Origin of the sequence: Kitasatospora fiedleri (genome assembly GCF_948472415.1) — a bacterium.
Classification (GTDB): Bacteria; Actinomycetota; Actinomycetes; order Streptomycetales; family Streptomycetaceae; genus Kitasatospora; species Kitasatospora fiedleri.
Genome location: NZ_OX419519.1, coordinates 2,786,953 through 2,812,438, shown reverse-complemented (window position 1 = coordinate 2,812,438; position 25,486 = coordinate 2,786,953). Strand labels below are relative to the sequence as shown.

Sequence of the window (25,486 nt, the reverse complement as noted above, 5' to 3'; positions counted from 1 at the left end):
AGCGCTTGCGGCGCGAGTTATGGGCGCCTTATCCGATTTTTCATCACGACTTTCCATCGATGCTGCCCGAATTTTGGACAACCACTTCCACCGGGCGTCCCCGTTCATTAGCGTCTCCCCACACTCGTCCGGACCCCACCCACCGGTTCGGACGGGTACCGCGGAGCCCCGCGCCCCGTCGACGTCGCCGAGGTCGGACTCCCGCGCCGGACACCCTTCCTGCGCGCGACCAATTCCGGTGCGGCCCACGGCAGTTGTGTCGTAGGGTCGGACTTGCCGCGGAAAGGACCTGGCGCCTCGTGACTGCTGAGACTTCCCAAACCCTGGACAGGGGTGTCCGGGTACTGAAACTGCTCGCCGACTCCGAGCGCGGGCTGACGGTGACCGAGCTGGCCGCCCGGCTGGCCGTCAACCGGACGGTGGTCTACCGCCTGCTCGCCACCCTGGAACAGCACGGACTGGTCCGCCGGGACATCGGCGGCCGGGCCCGGGTCGGTCTCGGCGTGCTCCGGCTCGCCCACCGGGTCCACCCGCTGCTGCGCGAGGCCGCGCTGCCCGCGCTGCGCTCGCTCGCCGAGGACCTGGGCGCCACCGCCCACCTCACCCTGGTCGACGGCAACGAGGCGCTGGCCGTCGCCGTGGTCGAACCGACCTGGACGGACTTCCACGTCGCCTACCGCACCGGCCTGCGCCACCCGCTCTCCGAGAGCGCGGCCGGCCGGGCCATCCTGGAGGCCCGCAGCTTCCCCGGCCAGCGCCGCCCCGAGCAGGGCTGCGTGATCACCCGGGCCGAGGAGCAGTCCGGGGCCAGCGGGGCCGCCGCCGCGCTGATCGGCCTCAGCGGCATCGAGGGCAGCGTCGGCGTGGTGATGCTCAACGGCCTCGTCCCGGAGCGGGTCGGCCCGCGGGTGATCGAGGCCGCCACCGAGGTCGCCGACGCACTGCGCTGAACCCGTCGGGCCCGGGCCCCGGCCGCGTGATCGGGGCCGATCCGCGCGGCCGTCCGTACCGGGCCGCCCGGTGTGTTTGGATGCGGGGTGTGCCTTCCCAGAACCTGCCCCCGGCCCTGACCGCCCCGCGCACCCGCGCGCTCGCGCTCTGCGCGCTGCCGGTGCTCGCGCTGCTCGCGGTGGCCGCGTTCGTACCGCTGCCCTACACCCTGGAGTCGCCCGGCGACACCGCCGACACCCTGGGCGCGTACAACGGGGACAACCCGGTGATCCGGATCAGCGGGACGCCGCAGCGCCCGACCACCGGGCAGCTGCGGGTGGTCACCGTCGAGGCCACCAACCCGGGGCAGCGCAACACCCTCTGGAACTCGCTGACCGCCTGGGCGGACCCGAAGCAGGCCGTGGTGCCCACCGAGGAGGTCTACCCGGAGAGCGACAGCGGCGAGGCCGACGAGGCGACCCAGCAGCAGATGACGCAGTCGCAGGACAGCGCCACCCTGGCCGCGCTCACCTACCTGCACCTGTCGCCGGACCAGGTGAAGGTCGACATCGACCTGGGCCGGATCGGCGGCCCGAGCGGCGGCCAGATGCTGGCGCTGGGCATCGTCGACAAGATCGCCGGCGACGGCAGGGGCGGCGACCTGACCGGCGGACGGGACGTGGCCGGCACCGGCACGGTCGACCCGGACGGACGGGTCGGCCAGGTCGGCGGCATCCCGCTCAAGACCCAGGCGGCGCGCGCGGCCGGGGCCACGGTGTTCCTGCTGCCGCGCAGCGAGTGCGCGCAGGGCAAGGTCAACACCCCCGACGGCCTCCAGCTGGTGCCGGTGGACACCCTCGCCGACTCGATCGCCGCGCTCCAGGCGCTGAACAGCGGCACCGCCGTCCCGCACTGCTGACGGGACGTTGCATCAGGAAGGCGTCACGGCGCGGGCGCGGCTCCGGTCAGGACCCGTTCCCGGCCGCCTGCTCCACCAGCGGCAGGATCCGGAACGGCACCGGGTTCTCCAGCGCGATCGCGGTGGACGCCCGGACGATCCCGTCGAACCCCACCACCCGGTCGATCACCCGCTGCAGGTCCGCGTTCGACCGGGCCACGATCCGCACCAGCATGTCCCCGTGGCCGGTGATGGTGTGCAGCTCCAGCACCTCCGGCACCGCCGCCAGGTGCGCCCGGACGTCCGCGCCCTGCCCCTGCGAGATCTCCAGGGTGGCGAAGGCCGTCACCGGGTAGCCGAGCGCCGCCGGGTCCACCTGCGGGCCGAAGCCGCCGATCACCCCGCGCGCCTGCAGCCGGTCCAGCCGGGCCTGCACCGTGCCGCGCGCCACCTGCAGACGGCGCGAGCACTCCAGCACGCCGATCCGCGGCTCCTCGGCGAGCAGCCGGATCAGCTTTCCGTCCAGCGCGTCGATGGCGTCGGGCTGCGGGGGCACGGGGCGGCTCCAGGGGCGGTGCGGGCGGGGCGGACGGTACGGGCGTCGAGCGACATTGTGCGGCCGTCCCGGATCGGGCGTCAGCCCCGGCGGGCGTCCGGCCCGGGACGGAGCGGCCGGTCCGGTCCGGTCCGGAGCGTCCGGTCCGGGGGACCGGTCAGTTGCCCACGACGAAGGTCTGCACGTTGGGCTCGGTCCCGTTCCAGGACACCATGAGGGTGGAGACCCGGTCGTCCTGGGAGAAGTTGACCTGGAGCCACTGGTCGCCGTGCCAGACCTGCATCGACCAGCCGGCCTCCGGCACCGCCGACACCAGCCGGGCCTCGGTGGGCCGCACGTCGAGCGCCACCCGGCCGCCCAGCATCGGGTAGCTGTGCACCGTGCTCGGCGGGCTGGCGCTCTTCCGGGCCGCCGCGGTCGCGGTCGCGGTCGCGGACGCCGTCGACCGGGCCGGCGCGGTCGTCCCCGGCGCCCGGTCCGGGTCCGGACTCGGGCTCGGCGCCGCCGCGGACGGCGGCGCAGCGCTGCCGGGGGCGGGCGGAGGGGTCGTCACCGCCGGGGTCGAGGAGGCCACCGAGGGCAGCTGAACCGCCACCGGCTGCTCGAACACCGTGTCGACGAGCACCGCGTGCACGCCGAGCCAGGACAACGCCACCGCTGCTCCGGTGGCCGCCGTCCAGGCGCCCAGTTGAACCAGTCCGCTCCGCATCGCGGGCCCATCCTGCCGTACGAAGGTCACGGGCAGGTCAGTGGGCCGGACAATTCGCAGAAACCTTGTGGAAAAAGCGCGGCCGGCTTCAGAGAAGCTCAAGCCGGGCCCCGGACCGGGCCGCTCACCGGCCCCCCGAGGTACAGACCAGTAGGCTGCCATGCCGTACCGTGCAGCCCCATGGCAACAGTGCTTGTGGTCGAGGACGACCCCTTTGTGCGTTCCGCCCTGATCCGCCATCTGGCCGACACCGGCCACGCCGTGCGCTCCGTCGGCACCGCGCTGGAAGCCCTGCGCGAGGTCGCCCAGGTCGGCTGCGACCTGGTGGTCCTCGATCTGGGCCTGCCCGACCTGGACGGCAGCGAGGCGCTCAAGATGATCCGCGGACTGACCAACGTCCCGGTGATCATCTCCACCGCGCGGGACGACGAGGCGGAGATCGTCCGGCTGCTGAACGACGGCGCCGACGACTACCTGGTGAAACCCTTCTCCGGGGAACACCTGACCGCCCGGATGGCCGCCGTCCTGCGCAGACTGGGCGGCGGCGCCCTGACGGCCCCCCAGATCCTCCGGGTCGGCGGCCTCGCCATCGATCCGCAGCGCCGCGAGGCCCTGCTCGACGGACAGCGGCTCGACCTCACCCGCCGCGAGTTCGACCTGTTGGCCTTCCTCGCCGCCCGCCCCGGCGTGGTCGTCCCGCGCAAGGAGATCCTGGCCGAGGTGTGGCGGCAGACCTACGGCGGCGACCAGACCATCGACGTCCACCTGTCCTGGCTGCGCCGCAAGCTCGGCGAGACCGCCTCCAGCCCGCGCTACCTGCACACCGTGCGCGGCGTCGGCGTCCGGCTGGAGGCCCCCGCCGGGCCGGTCGGGGGCGCGACGTGAAACGCGTCCTCCGCTCGCTGCGCTGGGCGATGGTCAAGGCGGCCATCGCCGGGACCGTCATGGTCGCGCTCGCCTTCCTCATCCCGCTCGGCCTGATGGTCCAGCAGACCGCCCGCGACCGGGCGTTCACCGCCGCCGAACGGCAGGCCGCTGCCCTCGGCCCGGCGCTGGCCATCACCACCGACCAGGAGGCCATCGCCAAGGCCATGGCCTCCACCGACTCCGGCGCCCGGGAGCGGATCGCCGTCCACCTGCCCGGCGGCGCGACGGTCGGCAGCGCCCGGACCGACAACGACCAGCTGCCCAGCGCCGACAACCAGGGCTGGACCCGCACCGTCCGGGCCGGCACCGTCCGGGTCGAGGGCGGCTACGCGCTGCTCCAGCCGGTCGCCGTCGACGACGGCCGGGTCGCCATGGTCGAGGTGTTCGTCCCGGACTCCGATCTGTCGCGCGGCGTCGGCACCGCCTGGCTGGTGCTCTCCGGCGTCGCGCTCGCCCTGGTCGCGGTCTCCGTCGCGGTCGCCGACCGGATGGGCACCCGGATCATCCGCTCCGCCCGCCGACTGGCCACCGCCGCCCGCTCGCTGGGCTCCGGCAACCTCACCGTCCGCATCCCGGTGGAGGGCGCGAGGCGGCCGGCGCGCCCGAAGAACTCCGCGAGGCCGCCTACGCGTTCAACGCCATGGCCGACCGGGTGGTCCACCTGCTCGCCGCCGAACGGGAACTCGCCGCCGACCTGTCGCACCGGCTGCGCACCCCGCTCACCGTGCTCCGGCTCAACGCCGCCGCGCTCGGCGGGGGCGACGCCGCCGACGCCACCCGGCACGCCGTCTCCCAACTCGAACGCGAGGTCGACCAGATCATCCGCTCCGCCCGCCGCGACCCGGTGGACGCACCGCCCGTCGTGCTCGGCTGCGACGCCGTCGAGGTGGTCCGGGACCGGGTCGCGTTCTGGTCCGCGCTCGCCGAGGACGAGGGACGCCCCTGGCAGCTGGCCGGCGACGAGGACCCCGCGCCCGTCCTGGTGCAGCGCGGCGACCTGGCCGCCGCCGTCGACGCGCTGCTCGGCAACGTCTTCCGGCACACCGCCGTCGGCACCCCCTTCGCCGTCGACGTGGTCACCGCCGAGGATGCGGTCACCCTCCTGGTCGGCGACGGCGGGCCCGGCTTCACCGACCCCGACACCGCGATCCGCCGCGGTGCCGGACACGGCGGCGAGGGCTCCACCGGCCTCGGCCTGGACATCGTCCGCAAGCTCGCCGAGGGCACCGGCGGCGACATCGTCCTCGGCCGCTCCGCCGTCCTCGGCGGCGCCGAGATCGCGGTGCGGCTCAACACCCGCACCACGGTCGAACTGCCCCGGCAGCAGCGCCGCCGCACCGGCCGGCTGATCCGCAAGGACTGAGGCACTCCGCGAGGACCGAGGTTCTCAGCGAGGACCGGGGGCCGGAGGCCGAGACCACCGGCGCCGATGCAGCAGCTGTTACCGCGGGGGCGACAGCTCGTGTCGCTCCCCTCCCTTAAATACGTCCTAAGCGCCGGCCAATGCTTCCTCATGGCGCCCCGGCCCGGACGAAGGCGCCCGGCGGCCCGGGAGGAGAACCCGGGGCGACCGCGACCGGTGGCGGCCGACGGCCGTTCGGGTAGTGTCGGCTGCTGGCCCAGCTGAGGTCGACGGCGGACGGAGCAAGACAGTGAGCACGGTGCAAGCGGAACGCGGCACGCCCCCCGGCAGCCCCGACCGGCCGCCCGTCCCGGCCTGGCAGCGCGCCCTGACCGCCCCCGGCCGACAGCTCACCGCCGCCGTCGAGGCCCTGCGCGCCGCCCCCCGGCGCCCGCTGCTGCTGGCCGGCGCGGTCGCCCTGGTCTCGCTGCTCGCCTACGCAACGGTGCGGCACTTCGTCGGCACCTCGATGGTCGACATGGTGGTCTACCGGGCCGAGGGCGCCGCCGTCGCCGACGGCCACGACCTGTACGCGCTGCGGGTCACCGAGTGGAGCCTGCCCGCCACCTACCCGCCGTTCGCCGCGATGCTGTTCGTGCCGACCACCTGGTTCGGCCTGCCGTTCCTGCGCGTCGCCGTCACCGCCGGGAACGTGCTGCTGCTCGCCGCCCTCGCCCACCTGTCCTTCAAACTGGTCGGCTGGCCGCGCCGCGACCTGCGGCCGATCGGCATCCTGCTGGTCACCGGACTGGGTGTCTGGCTGGAACCGGTCTTCACCACCCTGCGCTACGGCCAGATCAACCTCGCGCTGGCCTGCCTGATCCTCTGGGACCTCACCCGCCCCGACCGGGTCCGCAGCAAGGGCGTCGCCATCGGCATCGCCGCCGGGATCAAGCTCACCCCCGGCCTGTTCGCCGTCTACCTGCTGATCACCGGCCGGGTCCGGGCCGCGTTCGTGGCCGGCGCCACCTTCGTCGGCACCTTCCTGATCGGCGCGCTGTTCCTCCCCGACGCCACCCGCGGCTTCTGGACGGAGTACATGTTCGACTCCAGCCGGGTCGGCAAGACCGTCATCGTCGACAACCAGTCGCTGCGCGGCCTGGTCGCCCGGCTGACCCACCTCGAAACCCCGGGCGCCGCCGCCACCCTGCTCGGCGTGCTGGTCGCCGCCGCCGGCCTCGCCGTCGCCGTCTGGGCGCACCGCAGCGTCCACTGGTCGCCGCGCGCCGAAGCGTGGAGCGTGTGCACCGCCCTGGTCACCGCCGTGCTGGTCTCCCCGATCAGCTGGACCCACCACTGGGTGTGGTGCGTCCCCGTGCTCGTGCTGCTCGCCGCCGAGGCCGCGCACGAGCGCTCCCGCCCCGCCGCCGTCCGGCACCGGCGCTGGCGGGTCATCTTCGGCCTGACGCTGCTCGGCTTCCTCTCCTTCGCGATGTGGCTCGTCCCGCACAAGGGCGACCTGGACCTGCACCTGACGCCGCCCGAGCAGTTCCCGGCGGGCGCCTACCCGCTGATGGGCCTCTGCTTCCTGGCCGTCGCCGCCCTGCGGGTCCGCTCCCGGCGACGCGCGGCCGGCGCCCCGCTGGTGCGCGTCCCCGCCCCGCGCACCGGCGTGGACGGGCTCGGCAGCGCCGGTACGCAGAAGGCCCCCGCGGCCCGCTGAACCCCGGCGCCGACCGTCCGTCCTGCTTCCTCCGCCCGTCCTGCTCCCTCGGCCCGTCCCGGCACCTCGGCTCGCCCCGGACGCCCCGAGGGCGGGCGTTCCGGCGGACGGCCTGGCGGACGGGTCGGGCCCGCCGCTGGTCCGTGGGCCGGTCGTCCGTGGGCCGGTCGTGCGCGCGCCGCCGCCAGCGCCCGGGGCCGGCCCGCACGCCCCCTCACGCCAGCAGCTCCGCCAGCGAACCGTCCAGGTCCATCGCCTCCAGCTCCGCCCCCGGCGGCACCAGCCGGTGCGCCCGCTCCAGCCAGGCCGCCACCGTCGGCAGCGGCGCCTCCAGCAGCGCGTCGCCGGCCGGCGAGCTGAGCGCCATGCACAGCAGGCTGTGCCGCCCCGACCGGGTCGGCCAGATCCGCACGTCGCCCTGACCGCACGGCCGGAACGTCCCCTCCACCAGCAGCTCCCGGGCGAACACCCAGGTCACCGGCGTCCCGCTGTCCAGGTGGAAGGTCACGTGCACCGCGAACGGGTCGTGGCTCCCGTACGACAACCGCGCCGCCACCGGGACGCTGCGCTCCGGCGACAGCACCAGGCTCAGCTCCAGCTCCTGCTCCACCACTCCGGTCGACTGTCCGGCCATCGCCCTCACCTCTCCGCCACCCGGGGCCGCCGTTCGGCCCCGCACCAGCCGAGAGCGGGGCCGCCGCGGACTCTTACACGGGTTCCGCGACTTTCCGGCGAACTTTTTTCCCGCCGAACCTCCAGAACCTTTTCCGCCCCGCCCCGGTTGTTCCGGACGGGAACACCGGAACCGGAGACCGCGCCGACCACCGCTCGTCACCGCTCGTCACCGCCCGCCACCGCCCCGGGCCGCCCCCCACCACCACCGGGGGCACCTGCGGTACCACGTGTCTCCGCTCGTTTCACGAGTTCCGGTGAACCAGGGGGACGAGGTCGCTCCAGGTACTACCCTTTGTGACTGCCCGGCGACTCTCCGCCCGCGGCTCCCCCCACCCACGTCCGCAGACCCGCACGCCGCGGTGCCGGTACGAAGGAAGACGCGACGCAATGACGGACCGGCCCTCCACTGCAGGCTCGACTCTCGGCGCGACCCTGGCCGGGGAGGCCGGAGCGCCCGGCTACTACCCCGACCCCTCGGTCCCCGGGTTCCTCCGCTACTGGGCCGGCCACGCCTGGGTCCCCGGCACCAGCCGCCCCGCCCCCGCCCCCGGCGAACCGCTCGACCCGCCGCGCTTCGTCGCCCGCTACCTCACCGCACCCCCCTACAACCCCCCGCCCGGCCTCGTCCCCGCCGTGCCCACCGGCCCGCTGGTCGAGACCGGCCCGATCTACTTCGACGAGACCACCGCCCAGGCCGTCTTCGCCGTGCCGATCCACCCGGAGCCGACCGGGCCGGTGCCGACCGAGCCCGGCGGCGGACCTGGCGCGGGCTCCGGCTCCGGCACTGGCACCGGTACTGGCTATGACGCGGGGGAGTCCGCGGCGACCGTCGGGCCGGGGGAGCTGGAGGTCCGCCCCCGGAACGCGGTGGAGCCGCTGCGCCCGGTCGAGGCGGCCCCGTGGGCGGTCGCCGGGAACGGACTGCAACCGGTCACCGCCGAGTCCTGGGCCACCGCCGCCGCGCTGAACCTCGGCGCGGGCACCGGTGCGGTGCCGGGCGCCCCGGCCGGTGCCGTCGTCGCGCCGCGGGACGGGCGGGACGGGCGGGACGGGCGGGAGGTGTGCGAGGTGGAGCCCGCCGTCCGGCCGCTGGAGTTGCCCGGGCCCGTGGCGGAGGAGCCGGAACCGCGGGCCGCGCAGCCGCTCGGCGGTACGCCCTGGCACGGGGCCGGTGGTGGCGGTGGCGACGGTTCGGTGGGCCTGTCCGCCGGGCCCGAGGCGCTGTTCGAACCGGTGCCGACGCCACAGCAGTTGACGGAAGCGCTGCCGGAGCCGGAGCCGGAGCCGGAGCCGTCCTCGGCCGACCCCGCTTCGGGCTGGCGGGCCGATCCGCAGGCACAGCGCGGGCTGATGGAGACCGGCGGGGCGCCGCGCTGGGTGTCCTGGGGCGTCGAGCGGGAATCCGCGTCCGAGCCCGCACCCGCACCGGAGCCTGCGTCCACGCCTCAGCCCGCGCCGGAGCCCGAGCCCGTACGGACTCCGACCGCCGCCGAGGCCCAGCAGCCCGGGCGGGAGCCGCGGACGGCGCACGTCGTCAGTGAGCGGGTCCGTCCGCCGCGTCGGGCCGCGGAGCCCGTGGCGGCCCGGACCGGGACGTCCGCCCGCCGTCCCGCTCCGGCCGCCGGGTCGGGAAGCGGCGTCCGGCGGCCCCAGTGCCCGTACCGGCGGGGGTGGGGGCGCGGGCGTTCGGCTGGTTGGTGGACGGCGCGGTCACGGCGGTGGTCGGCGCGGCCGTCGCGGTGCCGCTGGCCGGGACGGTGCGCGCGCACGTCCAGCAGAAGATCGACCAGGCGGAGTTGGCCGCGCGCATGACGGGACGTCAGCACCAGGTGTGGCTGCTGGACGGGACGGTGCTGGGCCGGGTGGGCGTGCTGCTCGGGGTGCTGCTGGTGTTCGGGCTGCTCTACCAGGTGCTGCCGATCGCCCGGACCGGGCAGACCTTCGGCAAGCGGCTGGCCCGGGTCCGGGTGGTCGCCGCGGGCGGGGCCGGTGCGCCGGGGTTCGGCCGCTCGCTGGTCCGCTGGCTGGTGCGCGGCCTGGGCACCGCCGTCCTGCTCGGCCCCGCCGCCGCGCTGCTGGACCGCACCGCCCGGCGCGGCTGGCACGACCGGGCGGCCCGGACCCGGGTGGTGCGGGTGGAGCGCGGCTGACCCGCCGTCAGCCGCCCGTGGTCCGCCACCTGTCCGCCCGCCCGACCGGAACGCGCTCGAACGCAGCGAAACAGGCGGAAACGGATCAAATATCCCAACATCGTAGTATTCGCGGTGGTCTACTCGTGCCATGAGCACCAGCGACCCCTCCGGAACCGAGCCGGAGGAGGGCGGACGGCCTTCCTTCGACAAGCAGCCCCCGCCCTCGGGCAGCCCGTACGACAGCCCGCCCGGCTACGGCGGCCAGTACGGTGCGCCGGCCGGCTCGGGCTCCCCCTACGACCGCGACCAGCCCCCCGGCTACGGCCCCCCGCCCGGTGCTCCCGGCAGCCCGGGCGGACCCGGCGGCCCCGGTGACCCGTACGGTTCGCCCCACGGCGGACCCGGCCCCGGTCCGGGGCCCGTCCCCGGGATGCCCGCGCTCGGCGGCTGGGGCGCGCGCATCCTGGCCCGGCTGGTCGACTACGTCATGGTGCAGGTCATCGCGGTGGCGGTGCTGCTGCCGTTCCTCCACTTCAACAAGCAGAGCGGCTGGATCGGCTCGTTCTGGTTCAGCTGCGCGCTGTACCTGGTCTACGAGGGCCTGATGCTCAGCCGGGACGGCCAGACCCTCGGCAAGAAGCTGATGAAGGTCCGGGTCGCGATGCTCGCCGACGGCTCCGCCCCCACCTCGGCGGCCGCCTGGACCCGCGCCGCGACCTTCATCGTCCCCGCGCTGATCTGCTGCGGCGGCCTCTGGTGGGCGATCGACGGCCTGTTCGGCGTCTTCGACAAGCCCTACCGCCAGTGCGTCCACGACAAGGCGGCCAAGACCGTGGTGGTCTCGACCGCCTGACGACCGGACGGGCGTCCCCTGGGCCCCGGGCCTGCGGCAGTCGTTCACCTGCCGCTGGCCCGGGAGTCTTCGCGTGCCCGCCCTGCTCCGGACGCCTCCGGTGGACCGGCACGGTGGGGGTTCAGCGGGACTGGTGCGCGTACACCGGCTGCCGGGCGGCGGTGACCGCGGCGGGCTGTTCGGCGGCCGACGCGGCCCTCCCGGCCACGGACGCCTGCGGTGGGCGGCGGCGGGCGACGGGGGAGAGCAGGACGGCCGAGAGCGTCCCGAGCGCGACGGCGAAGCCGATCAGCACCGCGATCCGCCACACCCCCGTCTCCCCGGACACGGCCAGCAGCGCCACCGCGGCGACCACCGCGATCAGCGCGCCGACCCCCAACTGCACGGCACTGAAACGGCTCCCGGACACGAGCCCGGCAGCCCGGGACGCGGTGACGGCACGGGACGGAACGGCGGGGCGCGGCATGGCGGACGACCCTTCGCGCGGAGCGGGGAGAGCGACGGGGAACAGCGGGTGAGCGGCGGGCGGGGACCCGGCTCGACGGGAACGGGCGGAGCGGGAACAGTAAGTACAGGCTAACCGCCGGAAGTTGACCTGCCCCGGGGCACGGGGGGCGCACGGACTCACACGCCGGCAGCGCGCCGCCGTACCGGCCGGACGGCTCCCCGGGGCCGCCCGATAACGTGCGTACGGAAATCACGTACGGAAATCGCGTACGGAGATCACGTGCGGGCGGGGCCGCGCCGAGCACCGCGGAGCACGCCGGAAGCCGACCGTCACCGCCTGCCGCGCCCGTTCCCGTTCCCGACCCCGACCCCGCCCCCCGGAGCCGCCATGACCGTCCCCGCCGACTGGCCCACCACCGCTGAGGCCGCCCGCGCCGAACAGGAACGCCTGCGCCCTCTGGTCGTCCCCGAAGGGCCCGAACCCCCGCGCCGCCCGGGCACGTTGATCGCCGGCGTGGACGTCGCCTACGACGACGAACGCGACGTCGTCGCCGCCGCGGCCGTCCTGCTCGACTACACCACCCTCGACGTCGTCGAGGAGGCCACCGCCGTCGGCCGGGTCGCCTTCCCCTACCTCCCCGGCCTGCTCGCCTTCCGCGAACTCCCCGCCGTCCTCGACGCCCTCTCCCGCCTCACCCGCACCCCCGCCCTCGTCGTCTGCGACGGCTACGGCCTGGCCCACCCCCGCCGCCTCGGCCTCGCCAGCCACCTCGGCGTCCACACCGGCCTCCCCACCCTCGGCATCGCCAAGAACCCCTTCACCTTCACCCACCGGCCCCCCGACGACCACCGCGGCGCCTGGACCCCCCTCCTCGACGGCCCCGAAACCGTCGGCCGCGCCCTGCGCACCCGCCAGGGCGTCAAACCCGTCTTCCTCTCCGTCGGCCACCGCATCGGCCTCGACGAAGCCACCGCCGTCACCCTCGCCCTCACCCCCTCCTACCGCCTCCCCGAAACCACCCGCCGAGCCGACTCCCTCTGCCGCCGGGCCCTCGCCGCGACCTGACCCCACCCGCACCCACCAGGGGGCGTGTTGACGGCCCGTTCCATGTGTTAGACATAGAGGTTGGAGCCAACTTTCTTTCAGGCCCCAGGCGGTCGAGCGGCAGTCGCGCGGGGCAGCAGGTACGGGGGAGGTACGAGACACATGAGCACCAGCGGTAAGGGCTTCGAGGTCGAGGTCGACAGCCTGCGGGCGTTCGCGGCCCAAGTGCGCGGCTTGCTGAGTGAGTTCGAGAGTGGTGCGGGTACCAGTGCGGTGTACGGCCCGAGTGGTGTCGGGTCGGCGGCGTTCGGGAGTTTCGCCGAGGCACAGGGCCTGTACACGCAGTACGACGCGTTGCGCCTTCGGTTGAGCACCCTCCTGGCCGATATCCAGGATGCCATCGACCTGGCCCAGCGGAACGCGGACCACACGGCGACGAACTACGAGGAACACGAGCAGGACACCCGCAAGAACATGACCCTGTCGAAGGACGGGTGGACCACGACCTGGAGCCAGTCCGAACTGGACGCGAGGAAGGCTGGGACCATTACGTCGGCCCAGTCGACGAACACGGTGAAGCCACAGTGGTGACGGTGCTGAAGACCAAGGACACGGACAACGGGCTGGAGGGTGCACAGTGAGGATGATGGACCAGGGCGGTGGCTCGGGGAGCACCGACTTCTCCGTTCACAGCCATGCCGAACTGATCTCCATGGTCCACTCGTTGGACTCCGGTTCGGTCATGGCCGCGGCCGATCCGTGGCGGCGGGCCCACGAGACGCTGACCCAGATCCACTCGGCGCTGACCACCGCCACCGGTGACGCCACCAGCACCTGGCAGGGCAGCACCAGCGACGCCTTCCACGCGCACATGACCGAGCTCGCCGCGAAGGTCAGCGCCACGGCCGAGCACGTGAACTACACCGCCACCGCGCTGCAGACGCTGTCCGCGTCGATCGACGAGGCCAAGGCCGCGATGCCCGAGGAGCCGGGCTTCTGGGACAAGGTGGGCGACGGGATCAGCGACGCCGCCAAGCAGTCCGTCGGGGTCGACGACGCCGACGCCCGGCAGGGCATCGCCGATACCCGCAAGGAGGAGGCGGTCGGCGTGATGCAGGTGCTGGCGGCCAAGTACAGCACGGCCAGCAGCCGACTGGGCAACCTCAGGACCGGACTCGACGACAACTCGAAGGACAATCAGGTAGCCCCTCCGAGTGACGGCGGCGCATCGGGATTCATCGCGGCGATCGCCGGTGTCGGAGCCGGTATCTCCCAGAGCACCGGCCGAGTGAGCGGCTCCTCCTCCTCCGGATCGCAGACCTCGCTCAAGAGCACGTCGAGCAGCCGGGCACCGCAGGCACCGCAGGTCAAGCCCGCGGTGGTCCGTCCGACGGACGCGGGCATCTCCGGTGGAACGGCCAACGCCCTTCCGCAGCCGAAGGGCCCGGGCACGGGTATCGACGGCATCCAAGGCGGTACCGGCGGCGTCCGCGGCGGCGGCACCACGACGATCGGCGGCCCCACCGTGTCCGGCGGTGCGCCCGGGGCAGGTGGCGGCGGTGGCGGCCTCGGCGGCGGTGGTGCCGCCGGCGGGCTGATCGGCGGTGGCGGCGGGACCCTGGCCGGTGGCACCGGCATCGGTGCCCGTGCCGGGTTCAGCGGCAACAGCGTGTCCAAGGCCGGAACGTTCGGTTCCAACGGCCTGGGCGGCGGTGGCACGGGTCCGGGCGGCTCCGCAGCGGGCGGTGCGGCCGGTGCCGGCGGCCGGGCCGGTGGCACGGGCAGCGGCGGTCTCGGCGGTGGCGCCGGAGCGGGCGGTGCCGGTGGCGGCGCGGGCCTCCGGGGCGGCCGTTCCGGCGGCAGCCTGGCGGGTCGGGCCGGCGGCATGGTCGGCGAGGCGGCGCACGGCGGCGCCGGTGGACGGGCCTTCTCCGAGGGCGGGTCGGGCATCGGCCGCAGCCGCCTCGGCCAGGGCGCCGGAGCCGCCGGTGCCGGTCACGCCGGTGGCACGGGACAGGGCGGCGCGGCCGGGCACGGCGCCGGCATGGCCGGTCACGGCCAGTCGAGCAAGCGCGCCAAGAAGGGCACCTCGGAACGCCCGGACTACCTGGTGGAGGACGAGGAGACCTGGGCCTCCGGCGGAAACGCCAATCCGAACGTGGTGGAATGACGTTCGGTCAGTAGAACAGTCGGACATTACCTGGCCGCCCTGCAGACTCAAGGGTCTGCGGGGCGGCCGCTCAACGAGGGGTGACGAGGCTTGACGACCAGCCGAACCGTGCGCGGTCTGGCCGCGCTCGCTGCGGGAGCCCTCCTGTGGGGCGTGAGCGCCGGCCCGGCGGCGGCGGACCAGGACCGCCAGCAGCAGTGGGTGCTGGACAAGTACGGCATGGCCAGAGACGTCTGGCCGGTCAGCCAGGGCGACCAGGTCATCGTCGCGGTCATCGACAGCGGCGTCGACGCCAGTCACCCGGACCTGGCCGGGCAGGTCCTCCCCGGTCTCGACCTCACCGGCAAGGGCGGGGACGGCCGGACCGACAGCGACGGCCACGGTACGGCGATGGCCTCCGACATCGCCGCGCACGGGCACGGTGACAACGCCGGCGTCATGGGCATCGCGCCCAAGGCGAAGATCCTCCCGGTGAAGTTCGACTTCAGCGATGACCTGGGCAGCTCGGTCGACAACGTGGACTTCGGCGCGGGGATCCGATTCGCCGTCGACCACGGTGCCAAGGTCATCAACATGTCTTTCTACGGCGGGAATCCGAGCGACAGCGGATACCGGGGGGCCATCGAGTACGCCATTCAGAAGGACGTCGTTCTCGTATCGGCCTCCGGGAACCACGCCGGCTTGCCGATCGACTACCCTGCGGGCTTCCCGGGCGTGGTGGTGGTGTCGGGCGTGGCAGAGGACGGAAGCATCTGGCCGAAGTCGACCACCGGCCCGCAGGTGACCCTGGCGGCTCCGGCCGACGGCATCCACCGGGCCGACCTCAAGCAGGGGTACGCGACGGCTTCCGGTACGTCCGAATCCGCGGCCATCGTGTCGGGGATCGCGGCGCTGGTGCGGTCGAAGTACCCGAACCTGTCGGCGGGTCAGGTCATCAACCGGATCACCAAGGGTGCCTTCAAGCCCGACGGCCAGGGCTCGTTCCCGAACGACAAGTACGGGTACGGCATCGCGTCCCCGTCCGGGGCGCTGGCGGCGAACCCGGCGGTGGACAACGGGCCGAAGGAGAACCCGCTGCTGGGCCGGGCGGAGCCGGACTACAGCGGGTCGGCCGGTAACTCGTCCGCGCCGTCGTCTCCGGCTTCGAAGGCGCCTTCGGCCGGTGCCGGGAATTCGGCGACTCCGCAGGCGAGCGGTGACGCGGGTGACAAGAAGAGCAACACGGGGATGCTGGTCGCGGTCGGTGGCGGTGTGCTCGCCGTGATCGTGATCGTGATCGTGGTGATCGTGGCGCTCGTGCGTCGTTCGAAGAACAACGGCGGCAACGGTGGTGGCCCCGGGGGCCCGGGCGGTCCGGGTGCGCCCGGCGGCCCCGGTGGTCCGGGGTACGGGTATCAGCAGCAGGCGCCGCAGCAGCAGCCGGCCGGGTACGGGTATCCGCCGCAGCAGCAGTCGGGGCAGCCGGTGTATCCGCCGCAGCAGCAGGCCGGGCAGCCGGGGTATCCGCAGCAGCCGCCGGCCGGGGGTAATCCGTACCGGAGTTGAGTGGGTGGGAGTGCAGGAAGAACGGCCCCTCGCGGGGGCCACGGGGCGGGTGCCCGGTGGCCGGCGGGGGCCGTTGGCGTGGGCGGGGGCGACACGCCCACGGATGGGGGAAGGGGGGCGTGGGGGGTGGGGGCGGGTGGGTAGGGAGAGGGGACTGTGTCGTCGGATGTTCGGAGGTGGTTGTTGTGGTGCGGTGGAAGTGCGCGGTGGCGGGGTTGGTCGTGGCGGTGGCGGGAGTGGTGGGGGCTTCGGGGACGGCGGGGGCCGAGGGGGTGCGGGACGAGCAGCAGCAGGAGGTGTGTTCGCGGTTGCTGGACGGGCTGCTGCCGGGATTGGTGCCGACGTCCTCGGTCTGCCGGGTCAACGTGGCGGGGCAGGGCTGAGCGGAAGGGGGGCGGCCGGGTGAGGGGTGGGGAGTGTTACGCGTGCGCGCGGGAGGCTGAGTTCGAGCGGTTGCCGCGGTACCAGCGGATCGCGGTGGACGAGCACTGGCGGGTGGTGCACGCGGTGGATTGCGCGCTGCCGGGGTGGCTGGTGCTGCTGCCCCGACGGCACCTGGAGTCGATGGCGGAGCTGACCGGGGCGGAGGCGGCGTCGCTGGGGGTGTGGCAGGTGCGGCTGGCCCGGGCGCTGAAGGTGGTGACGGGGTGCCGGAAGGCGTACGTGGCGCAGTTCGGGGAGGCGGAGGGGTTCGCGCACGTGCACTTCCACGTGGTGCCGCGGGCGGAGGGGCTGCCGGCGGAGTGGCGGGGGCCGCGGGTGTTCGGGCTGCTGGGGGCCGGTGACCGGGCGGTGCCCGCGGAGCGGATGGACGAGCTCGCCGGGCGGCTGGCCGAGGTGCTGGGGGGCTGAGCGGCGGGTTTGGCGGGATCTCGATGGGCGGTGGCATTCCTGCTGCTGGTCGGGTGGTCGTCCGGGCGGCCATCCTGGGGACATGATCACTCCTGACACCAAGGACTGGACCTGGGTCCTCGAACGTCCTTGCGCCGAATGCGGGTTGGACACTTCGGCGATCCCCTTCGAGGCGGTACCCGGCCTGATCCGGGGCAACGGACGGTTCTGGGCCGAACTGCTGGCCGAGGGCGAGGCCAACGGCGAGGGCGGGGACGGGAAGGGGCTGCGGGAGCGGCCGGCGCCGGAGGTGTGGTCGCCGCTCGAGTACGCCTGCCACGTGCGGGACGTGTTCCGGACGGTCGAGGGGCGGCTGCGGCTGATGCTGGCCGAGGACGACCCGGTGTTCCCCAACTGGGACCAGGACGCCACCGCCGTCGAGGACCGCTACCGGGAGCAGGACCCGGCCGCGGTGGCCACCGAGGTCGGGGCGGCGGCCGAGCGGCTGGCGCACGCCTACGAGGGGGTGCCGGACGCCGGCCGGGAGCGCACCGGCGAGCGCAGCGACGGTGCCCGGTTCACCGTGGCGTCCCTCGGCCGCTACGTCTTCCACGACGTGGACCACCACCGGTACGACGTCACCGGCGAGCAGCAGGGAAGCTGACGGCCGATCAGCCGGGCTGCCCGAGGGCCGGGTCGTCCGGCGCCGGCGTCCACGCGGGCAGGCCGTGCGGTACGGACTCGGCGAGCGTCGTGGTGATCGTGGAGCCGGGGCCGGAGCTGAGCCGGGCGGTGAGCAGGAAACGGTGTCCGGCGCCGACCCGGCGGGGCTCGAAGGCCAGGTGGAGGAAGGGCGCGGACGAGGTCGAGGCGGCCGCCAGTCGCGCCAACTCACCTTCCACGGAACGCCATTCGTCGGCGGGCACGTACTGCCGCATGACCGAGTGCCAGACCACGGTCAGCGCGCCCGGCGCCGTTTCGAGGCCGCGCAGGAACACGGCCGCGCCGACCGTCTCGACCGGAGCAGGCGTCCGGGCGGCGAGGGCGAGTGCGCCGTTCAGCCGCTGTACGCGCGGGAGTTGGTCGGCCCACAGGTAGGAGCGCAGGGCCAGGGCGCCGTCGGCGGAGCGCGGGTCGATCGGCGTCGGGTCGCAGCCGCGCCGCTCCGTCACCCGCTGGAGCGGGGCGTCGCGCAGCCAGGTGGGCGGCTCGCCGCGCCAGGCGTCGGCGAGGACGACGGGGGAGTCCGGCGGCCCGTACGAGAAGCCCTCGGAGACGCAACGGAACTGCTCGGCAAGGAGGTTGAGGCCCGCGCTGGAGCCCAGCTCGTACAGCCGGACGGGGAGCGGGAACGGGGTCGTGGTGGCACCGGTGGCGTCGGCGAGCTGTCGCTGGGCCCAGGCGAGGCCGGTGAGCAGCAGGTTGGACCGGCCGACCTCGTTGGTCTGCGGCGGGCGGGTGAGCCACTCGCGGACGAACGGCAGGTGGGCGGCGACGGCGGCGCGGAAGGCCGGCCAGGGGGCGTCCGGGTCGGCGGGGTCGAAGTGGCCGCCCGCGTCGGGGTAGTGCGCGGTGAGGTCGGGGGCCCGGCCGGACAGCACCAGGGCGTGGACGGCGCCGAGCAGCCGCAGGGCGATGGCGTTCGGGCCGGGGGCGTCCTCGTGCCCGGCGATCGCCTCCGCGCACGGCCCGCCGGCGGCCAGGTCACCGGCGGCCCGGTGCAGCAGCGCGGCGGACAGCGGGGAGCCCAACTCGGCGCAGGAGTCCGCCTGGTGGCAGAACATGGCCACGGCGTGGTCGAGGGACATCCGGGTCTCCGTCTGGGTCCGGGGCGCCGCGCACGGGGTGCCGGGCACGTGGGTCGGGTGCGGGTGCGGGTGTCGAGCGCGGGCGCCGGGCGTGATCGAACGGCCCCATCCTTCGCCGACCCGATCCGCGGGGGTAGTGCGACCGGCCGTGATGTCGATCACCGGTCCTCCGGGTGCGATCGGGCGCGATCGGCCCGGGCCGGCGGGCCCGGTTCGCGGGGGTACGCCACGGGGGGGCGGGACGGCCCGGGGGCGTGCGTGCCGCCCCGCACGCCCTGTCGGCACCGTCGACGAGGGGTGCGCGGAGCCGGGAGGCCGGGACGCCGGACGGACTCGATGGCTCGGCTGCTCAACTGCTCATCGGCCCCGCGGGATCACCAGTCGGTGGTGCGCCGGCGGTGGGTCTGGCGGAGCTGGCTGGTGATGCTGGCGGTGTCGCCGCCCATCACGTCCGCGATCTCGGGCGTGGCCAGGCCGACCACGTAGTGCAGGATCGCCAGGTCCTCGTCGCCCTCCACGTCGGGCCGCAGCCCGGCAGTCCCGGCGATCCCGGCGGCTCCGGCCGCCACGGCGGTGCCGTGCTGCTCGGTGACTGTCTCGCGGAGGATCTGCCAGGCCGCGGCGGCCGGGTTGGGGCTCTCCAGGACGGTCGGCCACACCGCGGCGATCGCGTGCAGGGCCAGTCGGACCACCCGGTGGGCGGCGCCGGGCTCCTGGAACCAGACCCGGGCGTAGCTCTGGTAGCGCGGCTCGTGCAGCTCGCAGAAGGCAGCGAACTCGACGGACACGTACGGAAGTTCGGCGGACCGATCAGCAGATGCCGAGTCTGCGGCCGGGACATGACGTTCAGTCACATCAGCTGCCTCTCGATCTGGGTCCGGACGGGAGCGTCAGCGCTCACTCTAGGCCCTCGGGCGGGTGCTGTGGGTGACAAGTCTGCTGAGATGCCCGGGGCCGGGTCGGATTCGGGTCGTTGTGTGACGGCCCGTCAGCAGACACCGCCCGCCCGGTGCAGTTGCGAGGGCGTCGCACCTGGTCAGAGGTGGTACATCGGCAGTGGCTGCAAGCCAGTTGGTGTGCCACCGTAGGCCCTATGGGTGAACGCGAAATCGGTGACCGGCCTCACCTTCACGGGCGAATCCCGAGTCACGGGCATGACCACCATCACACACCGGACCGGCCGGACCGCCCCGGTCACGAGCCCCACGACCACCATCACCCGCACGGCGGCACCGCCCGGGGCCCGGAAATCCCCCCGACCCACCGGAGCGCGTCCCACGGCCACGCGCCCCACGATCACGCCGAGCGCCACCCCCCTCACCCGCACGATCAGCGCGATCACGATCACGATCACGGCCAGGATCACGATCACTGCCACGGTCACGACCGCAGCCACCAGCACGGCCACGGCCACGCCCGCGCCCGCCTGCGGCACCGCCTGGCCCACCTGCTGCGCCCGCACTCGCACGACGCCGCCGACCGGGTCGACGCGGCGATGGAGTCCTCCGCCGAGGGCCTGCGCACGCTCTGGGTCTCGCTGCTGGTGCTGGGCGCGACGGCCGCCGCGCAGGCGGTGATCGCGGCGCTGTCGGGTTCGGTGGCGCTGCTCGGCGACACCGTGCACAACGTCGCGGACGCGCTGACCGCCGTCCCGCTGGGCGTGGCGTTCCTGCTGGGGCGGCGGGCGGCGAACCGCAGCTACACGTACGGGTACGGGCGGGCCGAGGACCTGGCGGGCGTCGCGGTGGTGCTGGCGGTGGCGGCGTCCTCGCTGGTGGCGGGGTGGACGGCGGTGGAGCGGCTGTTGCACCCGGAGCCGGTCGGGCACCTGTGGGCGGTGGCCGCCGCGGCCCTCGCGGGGTGCGTCGGCAACGAGTGGGTGGCCCGCTACCGGATCGCCACCGGCCGCCGGATCGGTTCGGCGGCGCTGGTCGCGGACGGCCTGCACGCCCGCACCGACGGGCTGACCTCGCTGGCGGTGCTGCTGGGCGCCGGGGGCAGCGCACTGGGCTGGCGGTACGCGGACCCGGTGGTGGGGCTGCTGATCACGGTGGCGATCCTGGGCGTGCTGCGCGGTACGGTGCGCGAGGTGGGCCGGCGGCTGATGGACGCCGTCGACCCGGCGCTGCTGGACGCGGCGGAGCGCGAACTCGCGGGCGTGGACGGGGTGCGCGGGGTCGGCGCGGTGCGGATGCGCTGGGTCGGGCACGCGCTGCGCGCCGAGGCGGAGGTGGTGGTCGACGGCGCGCTGACGGTGGTGGCCGGCCACCGGGTGGCGGAGGACGCCGAACGGGCCCTGATCCGGGCCGTCCCCCGGCTGCTGGCCGTGACCGTGCACGTCGACCACGTCCCGGCCGGGGCGCTCTGACCGCGTCCGGGCGCCGGAAGCAGGAAGCAGGAAGCCGGAAGCCGGGCGTCGTAGCTGACGTGCCGTCAGAAAGCCTTCCAGTGGGGACAGTAGGGCCCGTGGAGGGCTTCGGCAACCCCGAGGGCCTCAGGGGTTGCCCGGGCCCGCTCGCGGGCCCTTCACGGCCTTCGCGTCTGCGGGCCGGTCCTTCGCGTCCGCGGGCCGGACCGTCACGTTCCCTGGTCCGGCCCGGGGCTCAGCTCTCGCGCGCCGACCGGGTGGCGGAGGCCCCGCCGAACCGGACGGTGGCGCCCGCACTCCCGGCGGTCCGCGCCGCCGCTTCGCTGCCCGTCCGCCCGGCGGCCTCGCCCGCTCCGGCGGCGGCCCCGCCCGCGGCCCCGCCGTCTCCTCCACCGGCCCCGCCCGCGCTCCCGCCCGCCCGCGCCGCCGCTCCGGCGGCGGCCTCGGCCGCGGCGCTCTCGGCGGCCCGCACCGCGGCGGCCACGCTGTCGGGCTCGCGGCGGATCTGCTCGGGGATGCCGGCGGTGCGGCGGTCGGTCCGGGCGGTGGTCTCGGCGGCCTCGACGCTCTCCCGGGCGGCCAGGTAGGCCTGCACGGCGGCGATGCCGTAGACCGGCTGGATGAGCTGGTGGCCCTTGAAGAAGGGCCGGGCGGGGGCGAATCCGGCGGCGGTCACCAGCTCGCGGATCTCGGTTATCTCCTCTTCGCTGCGCGCCGTGAAACGGACTTCCCAACCCTTCTTGTACGTACGGCCGTCCTCTCCGCCGCGTCTGGCGGGGTCGGGTTGGCGGACGTAGCCGGGCAGGCGGCCGAGGCGTAGTCGGGCGGCGCGCTGGGCTGATGACTCGTCGCGGGGCATGTGCCCGATGGTAGGCAATTCGTGACGGCCACCGACGCCAGCGGGTGTGACGTTGTGTGTGGGGTCGATCACTTCCGGTCAGATCGCGCAGGTCGGCGGCGCGGACTCGATCGGATCGCAATGCTGTGTCGATCCGATGAAAATCGGATAGTAGAAAACAAGTCCGATCTATTACGGCAACGGAGTGAACACCCGATACGCCGAATGGGTGAGGGTATGGGGACTTTAGTGCGGAGCAGTCCCGGTTTGACGACGGTTGCGTAACAGGTCGTCAGGTCAGGCGTCGGGTGTCGGAGGCGAGGGGGAACGTGGACGGCATGAGCTACCGGATTCCGCAGCAGCCCGTCTCCCTCGAAGAACTCGCCCGGCGCCAGCAGAACGTGGTGACGGCCAGTCAGCTCCGCGCCCGCGGCGTCCCGGCCCGCATGGTGAGCGAGCACTGCCGCAGCGGCGGGCCGTGGCAGCGGCTGCTGCCGCGGGTCTACCTGCTGCAGGACGGCGCGCCGACGCCCGAGCAGCGGATGTGGGCGGCGCTGCTGTACGCGGCGCAGAACGGCCCGGCCGGGGACGGCACCCGCGAGGGCGCGGTGATCACCGGCGCGGCGGCGCTGGCGCTGTACGGGTTCGTGTCGGTGCCGCGGCTGCCCGCGGTGCTCGGGGTGGAGGTGCTGGTGCCCCGGCAGCGCCGGCTGCGGGACGCCGGGCAGGTGCGCATCCGGCGCACCGGGCGGGAGCTGGAGGCCCGTTCGGTGCACGGGCTGGCGGTCGCCCCGGTGGCCCGGGCAGTGGCGGACGCGATCAGCGAGTGGGCCGAGCAGGGCGCGTTCGAGTCCGGCCGGGTCGGCCCGGGGCTGCTGCGGGCGCTGCTGCGCGAGGCGTTGCTGGCGCACGGCGGCGGCTGCACGGTGGCGGAGCTGCTGGCCGAACTGGCCGAGGCGCGGCTGCTGGAGGTGCCTCGGGTGCGGGCGGCGGTGGACGAACTGCTGGCGGCGCGCCGGGAGGCCGCGTTCACCGAGCTGGTGGCCCTGACGGTGGAGCGCGGCCTGCCGCTGCCGCTGCCCGGCCCCGAGCTGCGGATGCGCGGCGGCACCTACGTCGCGGTGCCGGACCTGTACTGGCCCGAGGCCGCAGTGGCGGTGGAGGTCGACTCCGAGCTGCGCTGCGTCAGCGAGGGCGAGGCGGCCTGGGTGCGCGGCGGCCAGCACCGGATGGAGTACCTGGGCGTGCGGGTGGTGTACGTCGGCTCCGCCCGCCTCGCCGCCGAACGGGACGCGGTCGGCGACGAGTTGGCGCAGGCGTACGGGATCGGCGGCGAGGACGTGGTGGAGCTGGTGGTCACCGAGCGCTGAAAACACCTTGAAGGCAAGTAGATTGACGTCCGGTCAGGCGCGGACGACCGGTGTGCCGGCCAGCTCGACCCCGGCGGACCGCAGTTCCGCCAGCGCCTCGGCGGTGGTGGCGGGGGCGACGCCGGCCGTCAGGTCGAGCAGGACGCGGGTGGCGAAGCCTTCGCGGGCGGCGTCCAGGGCGGTGGCGCGGACGCAGTGGTCGGTGGCGATGCCGACCACGTCGACGTCGGTGACGCCGCGCTCGTTCAGCCAGTCGGTGAGGGTGCCGCCGTGCTCGTCGAAGCCCTCGAAGCCGCTGTACGCGGCGGCGTGCGCGCCCTTGGAGAAGACCGCCTCGACCGCGCCCGAGGTCACCGAAGGGGCGAAGTTGGGGTGGAAGCCCACGCCCTCGGTGCCGGCCACGCAGTGCACCGGCCAGGAGCGGACGTAGTCGGGCTCGGCGGCGAAGTGCGGGCCTGGGTCGATGTGGTGGTCGCGGGTGGCGACGATGTGGGCGTAGCCGGGGGCGGACTCGGCGATCAGGTCGGTGATCGCGGCCGCGACCTCGGCCCCGCCGGCGACGGGAAGGCTGCCGCCCTCGCAGAAGTCGTTCTGCACGTCGACGACGATCAGGGCCCGGTGCATGGCTGGCTCTTCTCTCGTTGGCTCGTGGGGAGCTGGGATGCGGCCCGGAGCCCGGGGGTCTCGGCCGCGGTGGCGTCGGGGTGGTCCGGGCGGGGCCCGGACGGTACAGCGGTTGGCACTCTAGGCAGTGCGGGGCGGGCGCGAAAGTGCCGGGGCGCCGCCGGGGGATCGCCGCGGGGCAAAGCCGGGCAAAGCCACGTCCGCGCCCGCCCCGCCCGGCGTCCGTGCCCGCCCGGCGCCCCCGCCCGCCCCGCCCGGGTCCGCGTCCGGCGGTTCAGTTGGCCTGCCGCTCGGTGTTGATCACCGGCTCGCCGCGGGAGAGCTGGGTCGCCGACAGCGGCAGCGCGGCGCGGGCCCGGCGGTGGCGGTCGCGGGCGGCGTCCAGCGGCTCGCGGCCGACCACCTCGCCGTCGGTGATCAGCGGGACGTGCAGCAGGTGCGGCTCCAGCTCGGCCGGGACGGGGCCGGTGCCGACCACCTCGGCCTCGGCGAAGCCGTCCCGGTCGGGGCGGCGGGCGGCCCACTTGCGGCCGCCGACGCTGGTCTTGCCGCCGGCCGAGCGCTTGGCGACCGGGACGAGTTCGCCGCCGGGCACCGACTCGCGAGCGACCAGCTTGTAGACCATCGCGCAGGTCGGGTGGCCGCTGCCGGTGACCAGGCTGGTGCCGACGCCGTAGCCGTCGACCGGGGCGGCGGCGAGCGCGGCGATGGCGTACTCGTCCAGGTCGGAGGTGACGATGATCTTCGTGGCGGTGGCGCCGAGCTCGTCGAGCTGGCGGCGCACCCGGTGGGCGAGCAGGGTCAGGTCGCCGGAGTCGATCCGGACGGCGCCCAGCTGCGGGCCCGCCACCTCGACGGCGGTGCGGACCGCCTCGCCGAGGTCGTAGGTGTCCACCAGCAGGGTGGTGTCGCGGCCCATCGAGTCGATCTGCGCGGTGAAGGCGTCCCGCTCGCTGTCGTGCAGCAGGGTGAAGGCGTGCGCGGCGGTGCCGGTGGTCGGGATGCCGTAGGTGAAGCCCGCCTCCAGGTCGGAGGTGGCGGCGAAGCCCGCCAGGTAGGCGGCCCGGGCGGCGGCCACCGCGGACTGCTCGTGGGCCCGCCGGGCGCCCATCTCGATCACCGGGCGGTCGCCCGCGGCGGCGGTCATCCGGGAGGCGGCGGCGGCGATCGCCGAGTCGTGGTTGAGGATCGACAGGATCACCGTCTCCAGGATCACCGCCTCGGCGAAGCTGCCCTCGACCGTGAGCAGCGGCGAGCCGGGGAAGTACGCCTCGCCCTCGGGGTAGCCGTGCACGCTGCCGGTGAAGCGGTAGTCGGCGAGGAAGCGCAGGGTCTCCTCGTCGACGACCCGCTGGTCGGCCAGCCAGTCGAGCTGCGGGGCGGTGAAGCGGAAGTCCTCGATGGCGTCCAGCACCCGGCCGGTGCCGGCCAGCACGCCGTAGCGGCGGCCGGACGGGAGGCGGCGGGTGAAGACCTCGAAGACCGAGCGGCGGTGGGCGGCACCGCTGCGCAGCGCGGCCTGCAGCATGGTCAGTTCGTAGCGGTCGGTGAGCAGCGCGGAGCTGCGGTGCGCGGTGATGGCGTCCATGGGGATGATGCTACTACCACTTAGCGTCAGAGTGACGATTTCTCTTCCGGTCCCCGTGTCGGGCCACCCTGATTCGCTCCCGGGTCCCTCGGATGGAAGCATGGGAC

At 74.6% G+C, this 25,486-nt stretch carries 25 protein-coding genes and 1 pseudogene; 17 read left to right on the top strand and 9 right to left on the bottom strand.

Annotated features, from left to right (window positions below; genetic code table 11):
- Positions 1-299 precede the first annotated feature (299 nt).
- Together QMQ26_RS13080 and QMQ26_RS13075 are read left to right on the top strand one after the other, a co-directional pair.
- Positions 300-950 carry an IclR family transcriptional regulator gene (locus QMQ26_RS13080; protein WP_014135981.1) on the top strand — a complete coding sequence of 217 codons (651 nt, stop codon included), beginning with the start codon at positions 300-302 and terminating at the stop codon, positions 948-950.
- Positions 951-1,039: 89 nt separating this feature from the next.
- The gene (locus QMQ26_RS13075; protein ID WP_282205807.1) at positions 1,040-1,849 is read left to right on the top strand and encodes a hypothetical protein; all 810 of its coding nucleotides are present in this window, start codon (positions 1,040-1,042) and stop codon (positions 1,847-1,849) included.
- A 46-nt stretch (positions 1,850-1,895) separates the two neighbouring features.
- Here the strand turns inward: QMQ26_RS13075 and QMQ26_RS13070 are convergent, their stop codons facing one another.
- Together QMQ26_RS13070 and QMQ26_RS13065 are read right to left on the bottom strand one after the other, a co-directional pair.
- Positions 1,896-2,384: an Lrp/AsnC family transcriptional regulator gene (locus QMQ26_RS13070; protein ID WP_100838086.1), complete on the bottom strand. Its 489-nt coding sequence runs from the start codon at positions 2,382-2,384 to the stop codon at positions 1,896-1,898.
- 157 nt (positions 2,385-2,541) lie between these two features.
- On the bottom strand, positions 2,542-3,093 hold the full coding sequence (locus tag QMQ26_RS13065) for a hypothetical protein (protein ID WP_282205806.1): 552 nt from the start codon (positions 3,091-3,093) through the stop codon (positions 2,542-2,544).
- A 180-nt stretch (positions 3,094-3,273) separates the two neighbouring features.
- Here QMQ26_RS13065 and QMQ26_RS13060 point away from each other — a divergent pair, with 180 nt between their 5' ends.
- From QMQ26_RS13060 to QMQ26_RS13050, 3 genes and pseudogenes are all read left to right on the top strand, one after another.
- Positions 3,274-3,978 carry a response regulator transcription factor gene (locus QMQ26_RS13060; RefSeq protein ID WP_100838089.1) on the top strand — a complete coding sequence of 235 codons (705 nt, stop codon included), beginning with the start codon at positions 3,274-3,276 and terminating at the stop codon, positions 3,976-3,978.
- Positions 3,979-3,995: 17 nt separating this feature from the next.
- Positions 3,996-5,383, top strand: a pseudogene (locus tag QMQ26_RS13055) (ATP-binding protein).
- Positions 5,384-5,672: 289 nt separating this feature from the next.
- On the top strand, positions 5,673-7,085 hold the full coding sequence (locus QMQ26_RS13050) for a glycosyltransferase 87 family protein (protein WP_282205805.1): 1,413 nt from the start codon (positions 5,673-5,675) through the stop codon (positions 7,083-7,085).
- 214 nt (positions 7,086-7,299) lie between these two features.
- On the opposite strand, the gene QMQ26_RS13045 is transcribed toward QMQ26_RS13050, so the two are convergent.
- Positions 7,300-7,719, bottom strand: coding sequence for an SsgA family sporulation/cell division regulator (locus QMQ26_RS13045; RefSeq protein ID WP_100838091.1), 420 nt, complete (start codon positions 7,717-7,719; stop codon positions 7,300-7,302).
- Between the two features lie 428 nt (positions 7,720-8,147).
- On the opposite strand from QMQ26_RS13045, the gene QMQ26_RS13040 reads away from it, so the two are divergent.
- The 3 genes from QMQ26_RS13040 (at position 8,148) to QMQ26_RS13030 (ending at position 10,745) form a co-directional block, all read left to right on the top strand.
- Positions 8,148-9,572 carry a DUF2510 domain-containing protein gene (locus QMQ26_RS13040; RefSeq protein WP_282205804.1) on the top strand — a complete coding sequence of 475 codons (1,425 nt, stop codon included), beginning with the start codon at positions 8,148-8,150 and terminating at the stop codon, positions 9,570-9,572.
- Positions 9,458-9,910, top strand: coding sequence for an RDD family protein (locus QMQ26_RS13035; RefSeq protein ID WP_318552238.1), 453 nt, complete (start codon positions 9,458-9,460; stop codon positions 9,908-9,910). The genes QMQ26_RS13040 and QMQ26_RS13035 overlap by 115 nt, the downstream gene beginning before the upstream one ends.
- Positions 9,911-10,040: 130 nt before the next feature.
- A complete protein-coding gene (locus QMQ26_RS13030; RefSeq protein WP_100838093.1) occupies positions 10,041-10,745 on the top strand; it encodes an RDD family protein in 705 nt (234 codons plus the stop codon).
- 121 nt (positions 10,746-10,866) lie between these two features.
- Here the strand turns inward: QMQ26_RS13030 and QMQ26_RS13025 are convergent, their stop codons facing one another.
- Entirely contained in the window at positions 10,867-11,130 is a 264-nt protein-coding gene (locus QMQ26_RS13025; protein ID WP_100838094.1) for a hypothetical protein, read from the bottom strand.
- Between the two features lie 450 nt (positions 11,131-11,580).
- On the opposite strand from QMQ26_RS13025, the gene QMQ26_RS13020 reads away from it, so the two are divergent.
- The 7 genes from QMQ26_RS13020 to QMQ26_RS12990 all read left to right on the top strand — a co-directional run bounded on the left by QMQ26_RS13020 (position 11,581) and on the right by QMQ26_RS12990 (position 17,447).
- Positions 11,581-12,258, top strand: coding sequence for an endonuclease V (locus QMQ26_RS13020; RefSeq protein WP_282205802.1), 678 nt, complete (start codon positions 11,581-11,583; stop codon positions 12,256-12,258).
- A 141-nt stretch (positions 12,259-12,399) separates the two neighbouring features.
- The gene (locus tag QMQ26_RS13015) at positions 12,400-12,828 is read left to right on the top strand and encodes a hypothetical protein (RefSeq protein ID WP_282205801.1); all 429 of its coding nucleotides are present in this window, start codon (positions 12,400-12,402) and stop codon (positions 12,826-12,828) included.
- Positions 12,829-12,883: 55 nt separating this feature from the next.
- Positions 12,884-14,407, top strand: coding sequence for a WXG100 family type VII secretion target (locus tag QMQ26_RS13010; protein WP_282205800.1), 1,524 nt, complete (start codon positions 12,884-12,886; stop codon positions 14,405-14,407).
- Between the two features lie 90 nt (positions 14,408-14,497).
- Positions 14,498-15,952, top strand: coding sequence for a S8 family serine peptidase (locus QMQ26_RS13005; protein WP_282205799.1), 1,455 nt, complete (start codon positions 14,498-14,500; stop codon positions 15,950-15,952).
- 206 nt (positions 15,953-16,158) lie between these two features.
- Positions 16,159-16,335: a hypothetical protein gene (locus QMQ26_RS13000; RefSeq protein WP_159073194.1), complete on the top strand. Its 177-nt coding sequence runs from the start codon at positions 16,159-16,161 to the stop codon at positions 16,333-16,335.
- A 70-nt stretch (positions 16,336-16,405) separates the two neighbouring features.
- Entirely contained in the window at positions 16,406-16,804 is a 399-nt protein-coding gene (locus tag QMQ26_RS12995) for an HIT family protein (protein WP_282205798.1), read from the top strand.
- Between the two features lie 82 nt (positions 16,805-16,886).
- Entirely contained in the window at positions 16,887-17,447 is a 561-nt protein-coding gene (locus tag QMQ26_RS12990) for a DinB family protein (RefSeq protein WP_282205797.1), read from the top strand.
- Between the two features lie 7 nt (positions 17,448-17,454).
- On the opposite strand, the gene QMQ26_RS12985 is transcribed toward QMQ26_RS12990, so the two are convergent.
- Both QMQ26_RS12985 and QMQ26_RS12980 read right to left on the bottom strand, forming a co-directional pair.
- Positions 17,455-18,591 carry a DUF2332 domain-containing protein gene (locus QMQ26_RS12985; protein ID WP_282205796.1) on the bottom strand — a complete coding sequence of 379 codons (1,137 nt, stop codon included), beginning with the start codon at positions 18,589-18,591 and terminating at the stop codon, positions 17,455-17,457.
- Between the two features lie 374 nt (positions 18,592-18,965).
- A complete protein-coding gene (locus tag QMQ26_RS12980) occupies positions 18,966-19,379 on the bottom strand; it encodes a hypothetical protein (RefSeq protein WP_100838103.1) in 414 nt (137 codons plus the stop codon).
- Between the two features lie 305 nt (positions 19,380-19,684).
- On the opposite strand from QMQ26_RS12980, the gene QMQ26_RS12975 reads away from it, so the two are divergent.
- Positions 19,685-20,959 (top strand): cation diffusion facilitator family transporter, encoded by a 1,275-nt coding sequence (locus tag QMQ26_RS12975; protein ID WP_282205795.1) that lies wholly within the window; start codon positions 19,685-19,687, stop codon positions 20,957-20,959.
- A 235-nt stretch (positions 20,960-21,194) separates the two neighbouring features.
- Here the strand turns inward: QMQ26_RS12975 and QMQ26_RS12970 are convergent, their stop codons facing one another.
- Positions 21,195-21,818 (bottom strand): hypothetical protein, encoded by a 624-nt coding sequence (locus QMQ26_RS12970; RefSeq protein ID WP_282205794.1) that lies wholly within the window; start codon positions 21,816-21,818, stop codon positions 21,195-21,197.
- Between the two features lie 317 nt (positions 21,819-22,135).
- Here QMQ26_RS12970 and QMQ26_RS12965 point away from each other — a divergent pair, with 317 nt between their 5' ends.
- A complete protein-coding gene (locus QMQ26_RS12965; RefSeq protein ID WP_282205793.1) occupies positions 22,136-23,167 on the top strand; it encodes a type IV toxin-antitoxin system AbiEi family antitoxin domain-containing protein in 1,032 nt (343 codons plus the stop codon).
- A gap of 33 nt (positions 23,168-23,200) precedes the next feature.
- Here QMQ26_RS12965 and QMQ26_RS12960 read toward each other — a convergent pair whose 3' ends face one another.
- Entirely contained in the window at positions 23,201-23,791 is a 591-nt protein-coding gene (locus tag QMQ26_RS12960; protein ID WP_282205792.1) for an isochorismatase family protein, read from the bottom strand.
- Positions 23,792-24,065: 274 nt separating this feature from the next.
- On the bottom strand, positions 24,066-25,379 hold the full coding sequence (locus tag QMQ26_RS12955) for a nicotinate phosphoribosyltransferase (RefSeq protein ID WP_100838107.1): 1,314 nt from the start codon (positions 25,377-25,379) through the stop codon (positions 24,066-24,068).
- Between the last annotated feature and the right edge of the window lie 107 nt (positions 25,380-25,486).

What these genes read in the sequence shown, in the direction of transcription:
- QMQ26_RS13065 (WP_282205806.1), bottom strand. Translation starts at nt 3,093, where the DNA reads ATGCGGAGCGGACTGGTTCAACTGGGCGCCTGGACGGCGGCCACCGGA.
- QMQ26_RS13060 (WP_100838089.1), top strand. Translation starts at nt 3,274, where the DNA reads ATGGCAACAGTGCTTGTGGTCGAGGACGACCCCTTTGTGCGTTCCGCC.
- QMQ26_RS13045 (WP_100838091.1), bottom strand. Translation starts at nt 7,719, where the DNA reads ATGGCCGGACAGTCGACCGGAGTGGTGGAGCAGGAGCTGGAGCTGAGC.
- QMQ26_RS13040 (WP_282205804.1), top strand. Translation starts at nt 8,148, where the DNA reads ATGACGGACCGGCCCTCCACTGCAGGCTCGACTCTCGGCGCGACCCTG.
- QMQ26_RS13030 (WP_100838093.1), top strand. Translation starts at nt 10,041, where the DNA reads ATGAGCACCAGCGACCCCTCCGGAACCGAGCCGGAGGAGGGCGGACGG.
- QMQ26_RS13020 (WP_282205802.1), top strand. Translation starts at nt 11,581, where the DNA reads ATGACCGTCCCCGCCGACTGGCCCACCACCGCTGAGGCCGCCCGCGCC.
- QMQ26_RS13015 (WP_282205801.1), top strand. Translation starts at nt 12,400, where the DNA reads ATGAGCACCAGCGGTAAGGGCTTCGAGGTCGAGGTCGACAGCCTGCGG.
- QMQ26_RS13010 (WP_282205800.1), top strand. Translation starts at nt 12,884, where the DNA reads ATGGACCAGGGCGGTGGCTCGGGGAGCACCGACTTCTCCGTTCACAGC.
- QMQ26_RS12990 (WP_282205797.1), top strand. Translation starts at nt 16,887, where the DNA reads ATGATCACTCCTGACACCAAGGACTGGACCTGGGTCCTCGAACGTCCT.
- QMQ26_RS12985 (WP_282205796.1), bottom strand. Translation starts at nt 18,591, where the DNA reads ATGTCCCTCGACCACGCCGTGGCCATGTTCTGCCACCAGGCGGACTCC.
- QMQ26_RS12975 (WP_282205795.1), top strand. Translation starts at nt 19,685, where the DNA reads ATGGGTGAACGCGAAATCGGTGACCGGCCTCACCTTCACGGGCGAATC.
- QMQ26_RS12970 (WP_282205794.1), bottom strand. Translation starts at nt 21,818, where the DNA reads ATGCCCCGCGACGAGTCATCAGCCCAGCGCGCCGCCCGACTACGCCTC.
- QMQ26_RS12965 (WP_282205793.1), top strand. Translation starts at nt 22,136, where the DNA reads ATGAGCTACCGGATTCCGCAGCAGCCCGTCTCCCTCGAAGAACTCGCC.
- QMQ26_RS12960 (WP_282205792.1), bottom strand. Translation starts at nt 23,791, where the DNA reads ATGCACCGGGCCCTGATCGTCGTCGACGTGCAGAACGACTTCTGCGAG.
- QMQ26_RS12955 (WP_100838107.1), bottom strand. Translation starts at nt 25,379, where the DNA reads ATGGACGCCATCACCGCGCACCGCAGCTCCGCGCTGCTCACCGACCGC.